Raw genomic sequence first — 16,417 nt, forward strand, 5'->3', positions numbered from 1 at the left:
CGCCCTGTCGGCCCTCGCGCACGGGGTGCGCGGGGTGCTCATGGTTCGGCTGACCCGCGTCGCGCCCGCCGGCGCGGGCACCGGCCGTCGGTTCCGAAATGCGTTTCAGTCCCCTGTCCGGGCCTCGAAGCCTGCCGGAATATGCGCCCGGGTGAGTTCATCGGTGAAGGTGAGGCCGAACAGGACGGCGAGAAAGCACACCGCGACGCCGGCGAAAATGGCGCTGACCGCATCCATCTTGCGGACCTCCATGAAGGCGATCGCGACGAAGCCGGCAGTGATCACGGCCACCCCGAGCGGGACGACGGACGCTGCGAGGCCGTCGAGCAACAGCGCAGCGGCAATGGAACAGGCGGCCAAGAGCAGCATGGCGACGAACGCGCCGACGGCGCGTCCGGCGAGCCTGAAAGTCGTGCGCCGGGCCATCAACGCCCCACGAGGTAGAGAAGCGGAAAGAGGAATATCCAGACGACGTCCACGAGGTTCCAGTAGAGACCGACGACGTGCAGGTGCGCCGTCTCGCGCCATGCGATGCGGTCGGAACGGACGGCGTGCACGGTCCACGCGATGATGCCGAGGCCGATCGCCATGTGCAGCCCGTGGAGGCCCGTCATCGCCCAGTAGAAGGAAAAGAACATCTCCGCTCCCGGCACGTCCACCGGAAAGTCGGGATGGCCCGGGATCAGGTGGTGGCGGATATCCTCGTAATACTCGACCCCCTTCACGGCGAGGAACGCGGTGCCGAGCGCCAGCGTCGCGATCAGGCCGGTGACCGTCGCCCGCTGCAGCCCCTCGCGACCGACCCAGACGGTGAAGGCCATCGTGGCGCTCGAGGCCAGAAGCAGCGCGGTGTTGACGATGCCGAGCGTCAGGTTGGTCTCGGCCATCGCCGCCCCGTAGCCCTCGGGCAGGCGCAGGCGGTAGACGGCGTATCCAAGGAACAGCCCGCCGAAGAAGATCACTTCGGACGCGAGAAAGATCCAGATGCCCGCCTCCTCGGCGCTGCGCTGCTTGCCGATGTCGTGGAACGGTTCGTGCAGGGCCTCGGGCATCAGCGGGTCTCCGTGTCCGAGCGGTTGGGGAAGTCGAGGTCGCCCTCGCGCGCGCTCGGTTCCTCGTCGGAGCGGTGGTAGTCGTAGGGCTCTCGCGTCACGACCGGCAGCGGCCCGAAATTCTCGCGCGGGGGCGGCGAGGCGGTCTGCCATTCGAGTCCGCGGGCCTGCCACGGATTGTCGCCCGCCCGGCGCCCGCGATAGACCGACAGGCCGAGATAGACGAAGGGCATCAGGTAGGCGACCGCGAGGATCACCGCGCCGGCCGAGGACAGCACGTTCCACATCTCGAACTCGTCGGGATAGGAATGATAGCGTCGTGGCATCCCCATGTAGCCGAGGATGAACTGCGGGAAGAAGGTGAAGTTGAAGCCGAGGAACATCAACAGGGCCGCGAGCCGGGCCCAGAGCTCGGAATACATCCGTCCGGTGATCTTGGGCCACCAGAAGTGCAGGCCGGCGAAGAACGCCGACACCATGCCGCCGACCATGATGTAGTGGAAATGCGCGGTCACGAAGTAGGTGTCGTGCATGTGCACGTCGATTGGCACCGACGCGAGGAAGAGACCGGTGAGCCCGCCGAGCGTGAACAGCCCGATGAATCCCAGCGCGTAGAGCATCGAGGCCTCGAAGGTGATGTGCCCGCCATAGAGCGTCGCCGACCAGTTGAAGACCTTGATCGCCGAGGGGATGGCGATGAGGAAGGATAGCAGCGAGAAGATCAGGCTCGCATAGGCCGACTGGCCCGACACGAACATGTGGTGCCCCCACACGAAGAAGCCGAAGAGCGCGATCCCGAGGATCGCGAAGACCATCGCCTCGTAGCCGAAGACCTTCCGGCGCGAGAAGCAGGTCAGCACCTCGGTCACCACGCCGAAGCCCGGGAGGATCATGATGTAGACCGCCGGGTGGGAGTAGAACCAGAAGATGTGCTGGAAGAGGATCGGATCGCCGCCCTGCGCCGGGTCGAAGAGCCCGAGCGCGAACACCCGCTCCATCACCACCATGGCCAGAGCGACGGCGAGCGCCGGTGTGGCCAGAACGATCACCATGGAGGTGGCGTAGAGCGCCCAGACGAACAGCGGCAGGCGCATCCACGTCAGTCCTTCGCAGCGCTGCGTGTGCACCGTCACAATGAAGTTCAGCCCGGTCGCGATGGTCGAAAAGCCGGCGATGAAGACGCCGAGCGCGGCAAGCGTGACGTAGGAGTTGGAGTAGAGCGAGGAATAGGGGGTGTAGAACGTCCAGCCGGTATCGACCCCGCCGAGCAGCAGCGCCGCGAGTGCCAGAAGCCCGCCGACGAGGTTGATGTACCAGCTTAGCAGATTGAGCTTCGGGAACGCCATGTCACGCGCGCCGATGGCGAGCGGCAGAAGGAAGTTGCCGAGCGTCGACGGCACCGCCGGCACCAGGAAGAACCAGACCATGATCACGCCGTGCAGCGTGAAGAGCCGGTTGTAGGTATCCGCGGTCACGAGGTCGCCGGGGGGCGTGGCCAGTTCGAGCCGGATGAAGGTTGCCGCGGCACCGCCGATCAGGAAGAAGAACAGAAGCGTCACGAGGTAGAGGATGCCGATGCGCTTGTGATCGGTGGTCAGGAGCCACGAGCGCACGGTATGGCCCGCGCCCAGGTAGTCGGGCTCCTGCGCGATGTAGCCCTCGGCGTCGGTGCTGCTCATCGGCCCTCTCCTTCCAGTGCGAGGGTGCGGATGTAGGCCACCAGCGCCTCGACCTCGCCGTCCTCCAGGATGCCGGTGAAGTTCGGCATGATCGGCGCGTATCCCGCGGCGACGTCGCGCTCGGGCAGGAGGATGGCGTCGCGGATATAGGCGGCGTCCGCCGTCACCGTGCGCCCGTCCTCGAGCGGAATGTCGCGGCCGAAAAGGCCGGTGAGGGGCGGCGCGTGCACGTCGCTTGCCTCCGCGTGGCAGCCCGAGCAGCCGGCGGAGGTGAACAGGCGCGCGCCCTCGGCCGCCAGCGTTTCGCCTTCGGCGCGGGTCTCGAGCCAGCGGGCATAGGCGGCGGGCTCCATCACCGTGACCTCGCCGGTCATCACCGCGTGGTTGGTGCCGCAGTATTCCGTGCAGAACAGCGGGTAGGTCCCGGGCTCGGTCGCCTCGAACCAGACGGTCGAGGTGCGGCCAGGCACCACGTCCTTCTTGATGCGGAACGCGGGCACGTAGAACGAGTGGATCACGTCCTGCGAGTTCAGGAAGACGGTGACCGGGCGCCCGGTTGGCACGTGCATCGCGTTGATTTCGCGCACGCCCGACGGGTGGCGGGTCTTCCACATCCACTGCTTGGCCTCGACGTGGTATTCCATCGCGTCGGGCGGCGCCTCGACCGCGTCGAGGCTGACCGTCGACGTGTACCAGAAGAAGAAGATCGCGAAGAAGGCGGTGGCGGCGGTCCAGAAGATCTCGACCCGCCGGCTCTCGAGGGTCGCGACGGTCTTGCGCGGGACGCCGGTTCGGGCGCGGAAGCGCAGCGAGAAGACGAAGATCAGGAGCCCGACCAGCGTCACGACGCAAAGCGAGAAGCCCACCATCGTCCAGAACAGCTGGTCGAAGGCGACCGCCTGGGTGGAGGCCTGGGCGGGAGTGATCGACCAGTTCATGTCGTCTCCTTCCGGCGGTCGCGGCGCAGCGAGATGGCCCGGCGTTCGCGCCCGAGCGCGATGAGGACGCCGCCCGCGACGAGGAGCGTGCTGACGATGCCGCCGAGTGTCGCCGCGCGGGTGATCGAGAGGGAATAGCGCCCCGTGACGGGGTCGAAGCCGTAGCAGGCGAGGGCAATGCGTTCGAAAGCGGTGCCGACCTCGCCCTCGCTCGCCTCGATGAGCGCGCGGCGGAGGTCGGCGGGCTCCGCGCGGAAGGCGGGCAGGACGCGCGCGACGCGGCCTTCGGCGGTCAGCACGTAGCGGGCCGAAGGGTGGGCGAAGCGGTCGGTCTCTTCGTCGTAGCGGTAGGCGTAGCCGAGGTCGTCGGTCAGCCCTTCAAGCGTTTCCGCGTCGGGCGTGCGGGTCTCGATGCGCTCGGGCGGCAGGGGAGCGGCCTGGCCGGCGACGAAGGCACGGGCGGCATCGGGGCCGTCGCGCGGGTCGATACCGACGATCACCAACGCATAGTCGGGACCGAGCGCGAGGTCGGTCCCGGCGAGCGCCGCGGCGGTGCGGGCGAGGATCGCATCGCAGAGCGCGCCGCAATCGTAGTCGGCGAAGATCAGGACGGTTGGCCTGGCGGTACCGAGGTCGATCGTGGCGCCTTCGGGCGGGTCGGCGCGGACCTGCGCCAACTCGGCCCTGGTGAGGCCCGCGGCAGCGGGCGCGGCGAAGGCGAAGAGAACAAGAGCGAGGCGGATCATCGCGGACCCTCCGTCGGCGCCGGGAGCGGGTCGTAGGCCGCCGCGCCACGCTCGGCGATGATCTGCATTGCCTCTTCGATCGGAGTGCGGCCCTCGGCCCCGTTCATCAACGCCCGTTGCTCCGCGCGCCAGGCGTCGAAATTGGCCACCGGGGCGGTTTCGAGCTGCGGGGCACCGAAATCATCGGGCGCCGGATAGGACGCGGGCCGCGCGCCCGTGTAGCCGAAATAGACGACGGCGACGGCGATGCAGAGCAACGCGAGCGAAGCGGCGATGGTGGCGACGACCCAGCGGACCGGGAAATCGGGCTGGCGCAACTCATCCATCGCGTCCACTCCACGTCAGGGCCGCGAGAGCAAGCAGGGTGAGGATCGCCGCCGCCCCGAGGAGCGCGGGGAGAGGCGCCTCCGGCACGGCCAGCCAGAGAATGTGCAGGACAGCCGCGGCCAGCACCACGGTTCCGACCTGCCGGAGCGTCGCGTCCGAGCCGCGGCGGTCGGTGCGGATCAGCGCGGCGAAGGGCACCAGCACACCGAGGATCACCGTCAGCGCGATGAGCGCGGTGCCCAGGCCGTCGGCGCGCGCGCCATACCACGCGGCCTTGAAGGGCAGGTTGCCGGACCAGCTGACCAGGAACTGCATCGCGGCGAGGTAGAAGGCCCCGAGGCAGCAGGCGAGCAGGAGGCCGCCCCAATCGGCCACCGCTCTGGCCCGGCGCGTGTCGAGGCCAAGCGCGGCGCAGAATGCGAGGGCGATGCCGAGTTGCATTGCCGCGAGCAGCATCCCGAAGGTCGTGGAGAGCATCGCCGGATCGCGCGAGAGGATCCAGTCGAGCCCGGCGACGCCGACGGTGATGCCGTAGCCGGTCAGCAGGAGCGCCGCCGGAACCGGCGCGGGTCTGCGAGGCGCGAGCCAGCCGATCAGCGACCAGAGCGCGAGGATGGCCGCGCCGCGCAGGGCAAAGGACCACGGTACGAGGTAGATCTCGCCACGCAGACCCTCGGCGCCCTGCCACCACGGGTAGAGGAGCGGACCGGCGAGGAAAACCAGCACCCCGAACGGCGCGACCAGAGGCGTCGCACGGGCGAGGGCGGGCAGGGTGGTGCCCCCGGCCTCCGGCCAGACGCCGCCGGTCAGCCGCGCGATGAGCAGCCAGACGCCGGCGCCGGTGGTCGCCGACAGCGCCGTGACCCAGGCGACGAGCAGGCCGCCAGCCATCGCCGCGGGGGCAAGGATCGCGAGCAGGGCGATGATCGCGACGGCCGCGACCGCGACGGTCGCGGTGCGTGCTGGGCGTATGCGGCGCGCCTCAGCCACCCGAAGCCTCCACCGGACGGAGCGCTCGGCCGGGGTGGTCCGGCGCGATGTCGGGCTCGGCGGCCTGGAGCGCGCGGATATACGCGGCGATGGCCCAGCGGTCGGACGGCGCGACGCGGTCGCCGTAGGGGAACATCACGCCGTAGCCGGTGCCGATCACCCGCACGAAGTGCTCTGCCGGAGCCGTGCGCAGGCGTGCGCTCAGCAGAGACGGCGGCTGCGGGAAGCCGCGCTCGACCACGCGGCCGTCGCCCGCGCCGGTGTAGCCGTGGCAGGGCGTGCAGAAGATCTCGAACCGCTCCCGGCCGCGGGCGAGCAGGTCGGGCGTGACGTCCGGCCGCTCCATGCGCAGCGCGGCGGGGGGTGCGTTGCGCGGTACGGTGCCGGCGACCCACGGGCGCGCCGCCGCGTTGTCCTCCCACACGGTCGAGGTCTCCCACGCCTCAAGCTTCGGCTGGTTGGCGAGCGAGGCGTCCTCTTCGCGGCAGCCGGCGATGGCGGCGATGCAGGCGATTGCGACGGCGACCCTCATGCGCCCACCTCCACGATCTCGTGCAGGCCCTCGAGGCGCGACAGGCGCATCCGGTCCGGGGCGGTGTCGCCCGGAATGGTCAGGAAGAAGCGGTCGTCGGTGGCGAGCTCGGTCTCGGCCGTGATGAAGAAGGGATGGTGCAGGCGGGGCAGGCCGCAGCGCCGGATCATCGCCACGAAGCCGCCCGCGGCGGCGCCCAGGATGCCCGTCTCGAAGGTGGCGAAGCCGAAGGCGGGCCACGAGAACAACGGTCGGCCGCCCGCGTTGAGCGGATACAGCCAGACCGCCGACCAGGCCTGGAACGCGAAGATCGACGCGGCGCAGACGAGCCCGCTGATCAGCATCACACGACGGACGCTCGGACCGCCGGGCTCGAGCGCCGTCTCGAGTTCGGCGATGCGCCAGGGGGTGTGGGCGTCCATGCCGGTCACGCCCTCCGCGCGCAGCGCCTTCACCGCGGCCACGAGGGGTGCGGTCTCGGTGAACACGAGGTGAAGCTGGTGGGTCATGTCGGCGCCTCCTCGGCCACCTGCTCCTTCATCTCGTGGATCGACACCGCCGGGATGACACGCAGGAAGAGCGTGAAGAGCAGGCCGAAGAACCCCAGCGTGCCGGCAAAGAGCGCCCAGTCCCAGAGCGTCGGCCAGTAGGACGACCATTGCGACGGCAGGTAGCCGCGGGCCGGCGGCACGACGGTGATGACCACCCGCTCGAGCCACATGCCGATATTGATCGCGATGGCGATGAGGATCGTCGAGGGCAGGTGGCGCCGGAAGAACGGCCACCAGTAGAGCTGCGGGATGATACAATTGCCGGCGAGCATCCCCCAGTAGAGCGGCCAGAAGTCGCCCCAGAGCTGGGTCGCGACGACGTGCTGCTCGGCGTGCTCTCCGGAATACCAGCCGTAGAACCACTCGGTGGCGTAGCTGACGGTCATGATCAGCGATCCGGTCAGGAGGATCTTGCCCATGACATCGAAATGCCGGTCGGTGATCAGGTGGGCCGCGTTCAGCGCGCGGCGGAAGATCGCGGCCAGCACGACCACCATGGCAAAGCCCGAGAACATGGCGCCGACCACGAAATAGGGCGGGAAGATCGACTCGTTCCAGCCCGGCGCGATGCCCGCGGCGTAGTCCATGCCGACGACCGAGTGCACCGAGATCACCAGCGGCACGCCCATCGCCGCCATCGCGCCGTAGTAGCTCTGCCACGTCTGCCAATGCCGCGCCGAGCCGCGCCAGCCAAGAGCGAGGATGCCGTAGGCGACCTGCGCGATCCGGCCTTTCGCGCGGTCGCGCAGGGTGGCGAAATCGGGGATTGCGCCGGTGTACCAGAACATCAGCGAAAACAGGATGTAGCTGGCGATGGCGAAGAAGTCCCAGACCAGCGGGCTGCGCCACTGCGGCACCAGCCCGAGCGTGTTGGGGTAGGGCACCAGCCAGTAGAACAGCCACGGCCGCCCGAGGTGGAAGATCGGGAAGAGGCCGGCGATGCAGGCGGCAAACAGCGTCATCGCCTCGGCGAAGCGATTGATCGAGGTGCGCCAGCGCTGGCGCGTGAGCAGCAGCATGGCGGAGATCAGCGTGCCGGCGTTGCCGATGCCGATCCACCAGACGTAGTTGACGAGCGCGAACCCCCAGACGTTCGAGGTGTTGATCCCCCAGATGCCGACGCCGCCCGCGACGAGCACGACGAGGCTGACGACCATCAGAATGCTGAGGCCGAGGCAGAGGATCAGGCAGGCCCACCAGATGCGCCCGAAGCGCGGCCGAAGCAGCGGGTCCGCCACATCGGCGGTCAGGCGGCCGGGCGCGCGGTCCGGCAGGACGGCATCGGTGGCGCTCACGCCTCCTCCTCCGGTGTGACGCGGGCGAGGTAGGTCGTGCGGGGCCGTGTGCCGAGATGCTCGAGAAGCGCGTAGTGGCGCGGACTGTCCTTGGCGCGGCTGACGGCGCTCTCGGGGTCGGTGATGTCGCCGAAGGTGATCGCCTCCGCCGGGCAGGCGGATTGGCAGGCGGTCACGACCTCGCCGTCCGCGATGGGCCGGTCCTCGCGCGAGGCGGCGTGGTTCGCGGCCTCGATCCGCTGGACGCAGTAGGTGCACTTCTCCATCACGCCACGGCCGCGGACGCTCACGTCCGGGTTGCGCATCGCCTGCAGCAGGTCGGCGCCGAGGTTGGCGTGCGCCTGGCTGTCGGCATAGTCGAAGAAATTGAAGCGGCGCACCTGGTAGGGGCAGTTGGCCTGGCAGAAGCGGGTGCCGACGCAGCGGTTGTAGACCTGCGCGTTGAGCCCCTGCTCGTCGTGAACCGACGCCGCGACGGGGCAGGCGGGCTCGCAGGGCGCCTTCTCGCAATGCATGCAGGGGACGGGCTGGAAGCCACGGCCGGTGCCCTCGGGCAGGTCGTAGGCGTCGATCCGGATCCAGTGCATGTGCCGCCCGCGCGCGACCTCGTCCGCGCCGACGACGGGGATGTTGTTCTCCGACTGGCAGGCGATCATGCACGCGTTGCAGCCCGAGCAGACGTCTGTGTCGATCACCATGCCCCAGGACGGGCTGTCGTACTCCCACGCGGCGTAGAAGCTCTCTGTCGTATGGTGCGCCTTGTGCACCTCGGGCTCCGCGTGCGTGACGCTGCGCAGGATCTCGCGACCGTGCTGGCCGAACTCGCGCTGCGTGCGAACCAGAAGGCCGCTCTTGCCGGTCGGCCGCACGTCGATGCGCGGACCGAGCGGCGCCGTGTCGGCCCCGACGCCGCTGCCGATGGGACCGGCGAGCCGACGGCCGTAACCGAGCGTCGTGCCGACGACCCCGTCGGCCTGTCCGGGCAGGATCGTTGCGGGGAGCCAGACGGTCTGACCGCGACCCGACAGCGCGACGGTGTCGCCCTCCTCGATGCCGAGCCGACCGGCGTCGGCGCGCGAAAGGCTTGCCGCGTTGCCCCAGACCTGTTTCGTCAGCGGTGCGGGACATTCCTGCAACCAGCCGTTCGGGGCGTATTCGCCGGTCAGAACGGCGTGCGAGATCTGTGCGACATGGGCGAAGGCGCCGGTGCCTTGCGGGGCCTCGTCCGGCGCGGGCTCGTAGGCCGGCGAGACATCCTCGACCGGGAAGTCGTCGATCACGCCCGCGCGCAGCGCGCCGTCCCAGAGATCGTCGAAATCGGTGCCCCAGCGGGCGCCCCAGGTTTCCTGAACCAGCGCGCGGGGATCCGTGCCGGTGCGTCCGCGCAGCATCTCGAGGACGGCGTGCGCGGAGCGGGTTTCGTGCAGCGGCGCGATCAGCGGCTGGACGAGCGACGCGGTCCCGTCCACCGAGCGGAGGTCGGACCAGTCCTCGAGCGGGTGGTGCAGGGGCGCATGCAGCGCGGCGCGGCTGGCGGTCTCGTCCTCGCGCAGGCCGAAATGGATCAGCTCGACGTCCGCAGCGGCGTCCTCGAACGCGGGACCCATGTCGTAGGCCGGGTTCGCGCCGAGCACGATCAGGCGGCGCACCTCTCCCGATCGCAGCGCCGGGATCAGCGTCGACGCGTCCTCCTGCGTGAGCGCGGGCCAGCGCCAGAAGGGCAAGCGGCGCGACATCGGGGCGGCGAGGCGGCGGTTGATTTCCTCGATCAACGCCAGCGTCTCCGGCGGCAGGTCCGGACCGGGCAGGACACAGGCGCGGCCCTCGGCCGCGGTGAGCGCGCGGGCGGCTTCGGCGATCGGGGCAGGGGCATCGCCGCCCTCGAGCGCATCGCGCAGATCGCGGGCTGCGCCGGAAAGATCGGCGGGCGCCACGGGTGTGCGCCGGTCCGCCTTGGTGCCGGTGAGGGTCGGAACCGGCTCGAAGGCGAAGAGCCGGAAGGTGTCGCGACGCGCGCGCCGGGCCTCGGACCATCCCTTGGTCATCGCGACCTGGGCGGGGCCGGGGCCGAGCGGATCGGCCCCGAGCGTCACCACGGCGTCGAGCGACGCCCAGTCCGGCCAGAGCTGCATGCGATCGAGCGGGCCCGGGCCGGCGGGAACCTCCAGCGCGGGGGCCGCCCCACGGTGGGTGAACCAGCGCAGGCCCGGGGTCTCGTCCATCAGCGCGCCGACCTGGCGTGCGAGGGTGGGCGAGCCGACCGGGCCGGTGAGGAGCGCGGTTCCGTTCTCTGCCACGGCGGCGCGCAGGCGCTCGGCGACCGCGGACCACGTGACCGGCGTGCCGCCCGCCACCGGGCTCGTGGTACGGGAGGGATCGAACAGCGCCAGAAGCTCGGCCTCGGCGAAGGCGTCCGTTCCGCCGCGGCTCGCCGGGTGGTCGGGATTGCCGTGCACCTTGGTGGGCCGGCCCTGGTGGCTTTCGACCAGCACGCCACGCGCGGCACCGGCGAGCGGGAGCGCTGTCGCGAACATCACCGCGTCGCCCGAGGCGCCGTATTCGGGCATGTCGCGATAGGGCAGCATTTCTTCCTGCCGCCGGCACCCGGAGGCGAGCGCCGCGGCACCCGCGGCGAAGAGCTTGAGCGCCCCGCGGCGGTCGACGGCGGTGCCGTCGTCGGCACAGAGATCCGGCGGGCCCTCTAGCGGTGGCATGTGGTGCAGTCCGTCAGGGTCGAGCTGTCGATGTCGTAATCCTCCAGGAGCACGTGGATCGCGGCGGCGTCGACCTTGGCCTCGCGCGGCGGGATCGGTGAGAAGACCTGCTCCGGCGGGCTGAGGTTGGGGCCCGGATCGCGGTGGCAGTCGAGGCACCAGCCCATGGTGAGCGGTTCCTGCTGGCCGATCAGGCGCATCTCGCCCACGGCGCCGTGGCAACTTGTACAGGCGACGCCGTTCGTCACGTGGGTCGAGTGGTTGAAGTAGACGTGGTCCGCCAGATCATGCACCCGGTTCCAGCGCAGCCGCTCGCCGCTCTCCCAGCTGGCGCGAACCGGCTGCAGCATCTCCTCTTGGGACCAGAGACGACTGTGGCAGGTCATGCAGGTCTCGGTCGGCGGCAGGCCGGCGCTGGCGCTTTGCGTCACCGAGCTATGGCAATAGCGGCAGTCGATGCCGATCTCGGCCGTGTGGTGGCGATGGCTGAACGGCACATTCTGATCGACGATGCGGCCTTCGCCTGTGGCGTAGTCGGTCCAGCGCAGGAAGATCAGCGTCGCCAGGATGACGGCCGGAACGATCACCAGGGACGGCAGCGCGAGACGCGCGGCCGTGGTCGCTCCCGGCCCGAAAATCTGGCTCATCCCGCTCTCCCGCCTGGCTTTGGTCGACGCGGCTCCCGAATGATAACGGTTCCGTGAGCGCAGGGTTTCTCACCCATCGGAAGTTTCTTGTCCGATGCCTCTGTTTGCGCGCGCGTCCGCCACTCCGAAAAATCACCGACGACGGCGCGAACATTCGAGCGCAAGAGATGTTCCCGGACTTCCGAAACCGCTGTGCGCGGTCGCCGAAGGTCCGGCCCATGCGCGGGCTGCACGTATCCGTCGTGTGGCGGACCCGACGTCGCTCATCGCGGCGCACCGGCGCGGTCAGGACAAAGGAGGCGACTTGACGCGCATGTTCGACATATCGCGGTTTCTCACCCCAGACGGAGAGCTTGTCGGACCGGAGGAGTTGCAGGAGATCATGGCCGAGCAGGGCTATTCCTCGGGCGACCGCGACCAGTACCTGAAGTCGCTGCTGACCGAGCTCGGGCAATCCGATGCGACGGCCACCAAGAGCGGCCGGCAGGAACAGATCGTGCAGGAGATCCGCGACATCCTGAAGAACGAGCAGGATCGCGAGGCACCTTCGGCGCCGACGGACGACGAGGCCGACGAGTGACGTCGTGCGCCGGCTCCGCGGCGTCGGATCGGGCTTGGCGGACGCGGCCTCGGGTCCGGTGACGAGAAATCAACGGATCTTCGCGAGACCCGCATCTCTCGGGGTTCTCGAGTGAAGCCGGCAGCAGCACGACCTGCGGAATGCTCCAGCCGGTCGAGCTGAATTCGACGCGTTCAACACAGTGGTCCGAGGAAGCCGGCGTCGCCTGCGTGTCGGCCGAGCGTCACGAGCGAGAGGCTGCATCGAGAGGTGCCCGGAGCATCGAAAGGGAACTGCGCGTTCAATAGAACGTTATGAAAGGTGACTAGCAAAATGCGCTTTCCGGGCAGGTGGTAACGATGGATATGCGTGGGTGTCGGGTTCTGGTCGTTGAAGACGACTTTCTCCAAGCCCAGGAAATAGGATCCTTCTTTCGTTCAACGGGCGCCGATGTGCTCGGGCCGGCTTTGACGGTGAACGCCGCGCTGCAGCACACCGCCAAGGCGCAGGCGGCGATCCTCGACCTCGATATCGCGGGCCGCCCGGTCTTTCCGGTCGCCGATGCTCTTTTGCGGCGCGAAGTACCGTTCGTTTTCTATACGGGACGACGTGAGGACGTCGACATGCCCGAGCGGTTCCGGCACGCGGAGATCATCTCCAAGCCGCTCGCGGCGTCGGACGTTGCGGGGGCATTCGACCGAATGGCGGCGCCGGACGAGACGCTCGTGACCGATGTCGCGCGCATGCTGCCGCTGTTGCGTGCGTGGTCGCGCCTTCAGGTGGCCGATCCGGTCGGCGCCGACAGGCTGGTCGAGCGAACCCTGCAGGAGGCGATCCGGTGTGTTCGCGCCGGAGAGGCACCGGAGCCGCACGAAAGACTTGCGGACTGGCTGTTCATGAAGTGCGAGGATGTCCTGTCGCGCGACGCCGCCGCGATCCTGAACTGAGCGGTCACGGCTGCGCTCTTTGTCGGCGGCTGCCGTCCGTGCCCTCCGTCGTCAGCGAAATACGTCTCCGGCCCACGCACACACCGGCGGGATGTGTCACGCGGACCGGAGGTCATCTCCGAGCACTTGGGGTCAAGGGGTACTGCCCGGAGCGGACATCTGAGACCCGTCGGACGAGTCCCGTATCCTGAGGTTATTCTGAACGTGCACGACGCCGATGACGTGGTCGGCCCAGTCTTCTGCGCGGCGCTTGTCCCGCCGGCTGCGGACATGCCCGTCGAGCGTGACTTCGCAGTCCCTGACCGTCACCTCGATATCGGACGCATCGAGTGTGGGATCCCCGGTCAGATCGTCGTTCACGTCTTCCGCGATGCGCGAGTCGGACCGCTTGTAATTGCGCGGGCCGACGCCGGAAAAATCCTCTGCGCGGCGCTCGGCGGCGGCGTCGCCGCCGATCCATGACGCGATCTCGTCGCGCGCCCGGGCCAGCATCGGTCGATCATGTGTCCGGGCGGGGCCGGGCGCGAGCGGGTCCGCCCAGGGCCACGCCACGGTTTCGGACGGCATCTCGGGGCCGGGCCAGGGATCGGGAGGCAGCCGTGGATCCCGCCTCGCGGCGCGCTCTCGCTCGATCTCGCGAAGCCGCTCGAGATCCCGCTCGTGGCCGATGTCGTCGTCTGGATGGCGGCGGGGCGGACAGTCGTGCGGCGCGGCGGATCCGTGGTGATGCGGACCGGCGCCGTACGGCGCCGCGGTCCCGCTGCGGTGCTCGTGAAATCCGCGCTCGGTCTCGGGATCGGAGTGCTGATCGCTCCACGCTCTGAACATTGGTCGTCGCGACATGAGAGAGCCCTTTCGTCGACTGTGACTGCCCCGGCTTCGCGGGCGGGGAACGGCGCTTGGGTCGTGCGAGTCATGATCGTGTGGTCCGCCCGCGTGTCTCTGCATGGCTCCTGCAACAACGCCCCCCGCCGAGTGTTCCCGGCCCGACAAAAGAAATGCCTTGCTCGGTCCGGGCACCGGTTCAGCGCTCAGGACGCAAGCCAGACAAGCGCGACAGCGATCAGACCCAAAACCGCCATCGCAGCGATGCGGAGACCGGGCCGGCGGCCATGACGCGCGGTCCCGTCGCCGCCGGCCATGGGTCTGCGGCGCACCGAAGCGGACGGCGCGACGGCCGGCCGGCCTGTCTCCGCCTCTGCCGCCCGGCGCAGTTGCTCTTCGTCGGGCGGGGTGCCCGCCGCCTCGTCGTCGGTCCCGAGCGGGGCGGCGGCCGGATCGGGAAACCCGACCTTGTCGCCGGAGCGCCCCGCATCGATGTCCTTGCGCAGCCGGTCGGACGTGGGCGCACGCCGGTCACGGTCGCCTGTCATGCGGACCTGTCCCAGACACGCAGGTCCGTGCATGCGGTCAGAAAGTCGCCGGGCGCGACCTCGGAGGCGGGTATCATGCCGCTGTCTCTGCGTGCGCTCGATACGCCGGCCGCGTCGAGCAACGGTTTGACCCCCTCGCCGTAGTAGATGAACTTGCCGTGCGCGTAGGCGTCGGCGACCCATTTGCGCGCCTCGTGCATCTGCGCGAGCGCTTGAGCGCCGCTGTCGGAGGCAAGGATCGCCACCGCGTCGAACAGGACAGACGGACCGCCGTCGATCTTCTCGTTCGCCGGTATGTGGGTGCCGTCCTCGGCGACCACGCCGGCGATCTGCGGCGCCACGACGGTGACCGTCACCGAGGCATCGGCGGCCGCCTTCAGAAGCGCATCGACCTTCGCGCGGTCCACCTCGTCCGTCAGGAGAAGCCCCAGCCGGCGCCCGGCGAAACTCTCGGGGCCGTTCTCCAGGATGGAGAGCGCCGGACTGCGCGGCAGGTCCGTGATCGGCTCCCGCGCGGGCGTCGCCTTGTCGGGCACCGCCATGCCGAGACCTCGGGCCACGCTCTCGGTCAGCTCCTCGTCGATATGCCGCAGATGCGCCATCACGCGGTTGCGGATCTCCGGCACGTCGACCTTGGAGAGCTCGAAGACCAGCGCATCGACGATGTGGCTCTGCTCCACCTGCGTCTGGCTGACGTAGAATTGGCGCGCCTGGCTGTAGTGATCGGCAAAGGTCGGAGAGCGCTCCCGCACCTTGGGCCCTTCGACGTGCTGGGGGTAGCTCTCGTAGCCGCGCGGGGTCTCGCGCGGGCCGGCGGCTGCACCGCTCCAGGAATTCGGCTCGTAGTTCGCGCGACCCTTTGGGGTCCGCATCGCCATGTGCCCGTCATGCTGAAAGTTGTGCACCGGGCATCGCGGCGCGTTCACGGGGATATGCGTGAAGTTCGGGCCACCGAGGCGCTTCAGCTGCGTGTCGAGATAGGAGAAGTTGCGCCCCTGCAGCAGCGGATCGTCCGTGAAGTCGATCCCCGGCACCACGTTGCCGGTCTGGAAGGCGACCTGCTCGGTCTCGGCAAAGAAGTTGTTGACCATCCGGTCGAGGACCAGCCGGCCGACGCGGCGCACCGGCACTTCCTTCTCGGGGATGATCTTGGTCGCGTCGAGCACATCGAAGTCGAAGCGCTCTGCGAAGTCCTCGTCGAAGACCTGCAGGCCAAGCTCCCATTCGGGATAGTCGCCCGACTGGATCGCGTCCCAGAGATCGCGGCGGTGGTAGTCCGGATCCGCCCCGTTCAGCTGCATCGCCTCGTTCCACGTCACCGATTGCAGGCCCTGATTGGGCTTCCAGTGGAACTTGACGAAGCGCGAGGTTCCCTCGGCGTCGACCAGGCGGAACGTGTGGACGCCGAACCCTTCCATGAACCGGAAGCTGCGCGGAATCGTGCGGTCCGACATGATCCACATGACCATGTGCATCGATTCCGGGGTCAGCGAGATGAAGTCCCAGAAATTGTTGTGCGCCGTCTGCGCCTGCGGAAAGCCGCGGTCGGGCTCCTGCTTGGCGGCGTGGATCAGATCGGGAAACTTTATGGCGTCCTGGATGAAGAAAACCGGGATGTTGTTGCCGACGAGATCCCAGTTGCCCTCCTTGGTGTAGAGCTTCACGGCGAAGCCGCGCACGTCGCGCGCCAGATCCGGCGAGCCCTTGTTGCCGGCCACGGTAGAAAACCGCACGAAGGCCTCCGTCCGCTCGCCACCGCGCTGGAAAAGATCGGCGCAGGTGAGGTCGGAAAGCGACTCGTAGGTCTCGAAGAATCCGTGCGCGCCGTAGCCCCGGGCGTGGACCACGCGCTCGGGGATGCGCTCGTGATCGAAGTGAAAGATCTTCTCGCGGAAGTGTTGATCCTGGATCAGCGTCGGGCCGCGTCGTCCCGCCTTGAGCGAGTTCTGATCGTCGGCGACGCGAACCCCTTGTTCGGTCGTCAGGTCGGGGCGAGCGCCACTGGCAGTCTGATGGGTCTCTCCGCCCTTGCCGACGGTCTCGCGGTCGTGTTGGTCGGCCATGGGT

At 69.0% G+C, this 16,417-nt stretch carries 17 protein-coding genes; 2 read left to right on the forward strand and 15 right to left on the reverse strand.

Translation table 11 applies throughout. The annotated features are described in order from the left end of the window. Positions 1–105: 105 nt before the first annotated feature. From ROJ8625_RS16505 to ROJ8625_RS16560, 12 genes are read right to left on the reverse strand one after another with little or no spacing between them, the layout of a single operon-like run. Positions 106–426, reverse strand: a complete 321-nt coding sequence (locus tag ROJ8625_RS16505) for a cytochrome C oxidase subunit IV family protein (RefSeq protein ID WP_085793028.1) — start codon at positions 424–426, stop codon at positions 106–108. Then, a complete protein-coding gene (locus ROJ8625_RS16510) occupies positions 426–1,052 on the reverse strand; it encodes a cytochrome c oxidase subunit 3 (RefSeq protein WP_085793029.1) in 627 nt (208 codons plus the stop codon). Before ROJ8625_RS16510 ends, ROJ8625_RS16505 begins: the two co-directional genes overlap by 1 nt. Beyond that, on the reverse strand, positions 1,052–2,731 hold the full coding sequence (ctaD, locus tag ROJ8625_RS16515; RefSeq protein ID WP_085793030.1) for a cytochrome c oxidase subunit I: 1,680 nt from the start codon (positions 2,729–2,731) through the stop codon (positions 1,052–1,054). Before ctaD ends, ROJ8625_RS16510 begins: the two co-directional genes overlap by 1 nt. After that, complete coding sequence (gene coxB, locus ROJ8625_RS16520; protein WP_085793031.1) at positions 2,728–3,669, reverse strand: cytochrome c oxidase subunit II; 942 nt, start codon at positions 3,667–3,669, stop codon at positions 2,728–2,730. The genes ctaD and coxB overlap by 4 nt, the downstream gene beginning before the upstream one ends. Continuing rightward, complete coding sequence (locus tag ROJ8625_RS16525) at positions 3,666–4,415, reverse strand: SCO family protein (protein ID WP_200813327.1); 750 nt, start codon at positions 4,413–4,415, stop codon at positions 3,666–3,668. The genes coxB and ROJ8625_RS16525 overlap by 4 nt, the downstream gene beginning before the upstream one ends. Then, positions 4,412–4,741, reverse strand: a complete 330-nt coding sequence (locus tag ROJ8625_RS16530) for a hypothetical protein (RefSeq protein WP_085793032.1) — start codon at positions 4,739–4,741, stop codon at positions 4,412–4,414. The genes ROJ8625_RS16525 and ROJ8625_RS16530 overlap by 4 nt, the downstream gene beginning before the upstream one ends. After that, positions 4,734–5,732 carry a hypothetical protein gene (locus ROJ8625_RS16535; RefSeq protein ID WP_085793033.1) on the reverse strand — a complete coding sequence of 333 codons (999 nt, stop codon included), beginning with the start codon at positions 5,730–5,732 and terminating at the stop codon, positions 4,734–4,736. The genes ROJ8625_RS16530 and ROJ8625_RS16535 overlap by 8 nt, the downstream gene beginning before the upstream one ends. After that, the gene (locus tag ROJ8625_RS16540; protein ID WP_085793034.1) at positions 5,725–6,264 is read right to left on the reverse strand and encodes a c-type cytochrome; all 540 of its coding nucleotides are present in this window, start codon (positions 6,262–6,264) and stop codon (positions 5,725–5,727) included. Before ROJ8625_RS16540 ends, ROJ8625_RS16535 begins: the two co-directional genes overlap by 8 nt. Then, positions 6,261–6,773 (reverse strand): DUF3341 domain-containing protein, encoded by a 513-nt coding sequence (locus ROJ8625_RS16545; RefSeq protein WP_085793035.1) that lies wholly within the window; start codon positions 6,771–6,773, stop codon positions 6,261–6,263. Before ROJ8625_RS16545 ends, ROJ8625_RS16540 begins: the two co-directional genes overlap by 4 nt. Continuing rightward, positions 6,770–8,110, reverse strand: a complete 1,341-nt coding sequence (nrfD, locus tag ROJ8625_RS16550; protein ID WP_200813328.1) for an NrfD/PsrC family molybdoenzyme membrane anchor subunit — start codon at positions 8,108–8,110, stop codon at positions 6,770–6,772. The genes ROJ8625_RS16545 and nrfD overlap by 4 nt, the downstream gene beginning before the upstream one ends. Next, a complete protein-coding gene (locus tag ROJ8625_RS16555; protein WP_085793036.1) occupies positions 8,107–10,824 on the reverse strand; it encodes a 4Fe-4S dicluster domain-containing protein in 2,718 nt (905 codons plus the stop codon). The genes nrfD and ROJ8625_RS16555 overlap by 4 nt, the downstream gene beginning before the upstream one ends. Then, on the reverse strand, positions 10,812–11,471 hold the full coding sequence (locus tag ROJ8625_RS16560; RefSeq protein ID WP_085793037.1) for a cytochrome c3 family protein: 660 nt from the start codon (positions 11,469–11,471) through the stop codon (positions 10,812–10,814). Before ROJ8625_RS16560 ends, ROJ8625_RS16555 begins: the two co-directional genes overlap by 13 nt. 304 nt (positions 11,472–11,775) lie before the next feature. Between ROJ8625_RS16560 and ROJ8625_RS16565 the strand changes: the two genes are divergently transcribed. Further along, on the forward strand, positions 11,776–12,051 hold the full coding sequence (locus tag ROJ8625_RS16565) for a hypothetical protein (RefSeq protein WP_234984297.1): 276 nt from the start codon (positions 11,776–11,778) through the stop codon (positions 12,049–12,051). Between the two features lie 452 nt (positions 12,052–12,503). Then, positions 12,504–12,977: a response regulator gene (locus ROJ8625_RS16570; RefSeq protein ID WP_159456790.1), complete on the forward strand. Its 474-nt coding sequence runs from the start codon at positions 12,504–12,506 to the stop codon at positions 12,975–12,977. A gap of 132 nt (positions 12,978–13,109) precedes the next feature. Here the strand turns inward: ROJ8625_RS16570 and ROJ8625_RS16575 are convergent, their stop codons facing one another. From ROJ8625_RS16575 to ROJ8625_RS16585, 3 genes are all read right to left on the reverse strand, one after another. Beyond that, positions 13,110–13,820 carry a BON domain-containing protein gene (locus tag ROJ8625_RS16575; protein ID WP_234984298.1) on the reverse strand — a complete coding sequence of 237 codons (711 nt, stop codon included), beginning with the start codon at positions 13,818–13,820 and terminating at the stop codon, positions 13,110–13,112. Between the two features lie 188 nt (positions 13,821–14,008). Beyond that, positions 14,009–14,350 carry a hypothetical protein gene (locus tag ROJ8625_RS16580; protein ID WP_085793041.1) on the reverse strand — a complete coding sequence of 114 codons (342 nt, stop codon included), beginning with the start codon at positions 14,348–14,350 and terminating at the stop codon, positions 14,009–14,011. Beyond that, positions 14,347–16,413 carry a catalase gene (locus ROJ8625_RS16585; protein WP_085793042.1) on the reverse strand — a complete coding sequence of 689 codons (2,067 nt, stop codon included), beginning with the start codon at positions 16,411–16,413 and terminating at the stop codon, positions 14,347–14,349. The genes ROJ8625_RS16580 and ROJ8625_RS16585 overlap by 4 nt, the downstream gene beginning before the upstream one ends. Between the last annotated feature and the right edge of the window lie 4 nt (positions 16,414–16,417).

The sequence above is a fragment of the Roseivivax jejudonensis genome, assembly GCF_900172265.1.
GTDB classification, from domain to species: Bacteria; Pseudomonadota; Alphaproteobacteria; order Rhodobacterales; family Rhodobacteraceae; genus Roseivivax; species Roseivivax jejudonensis.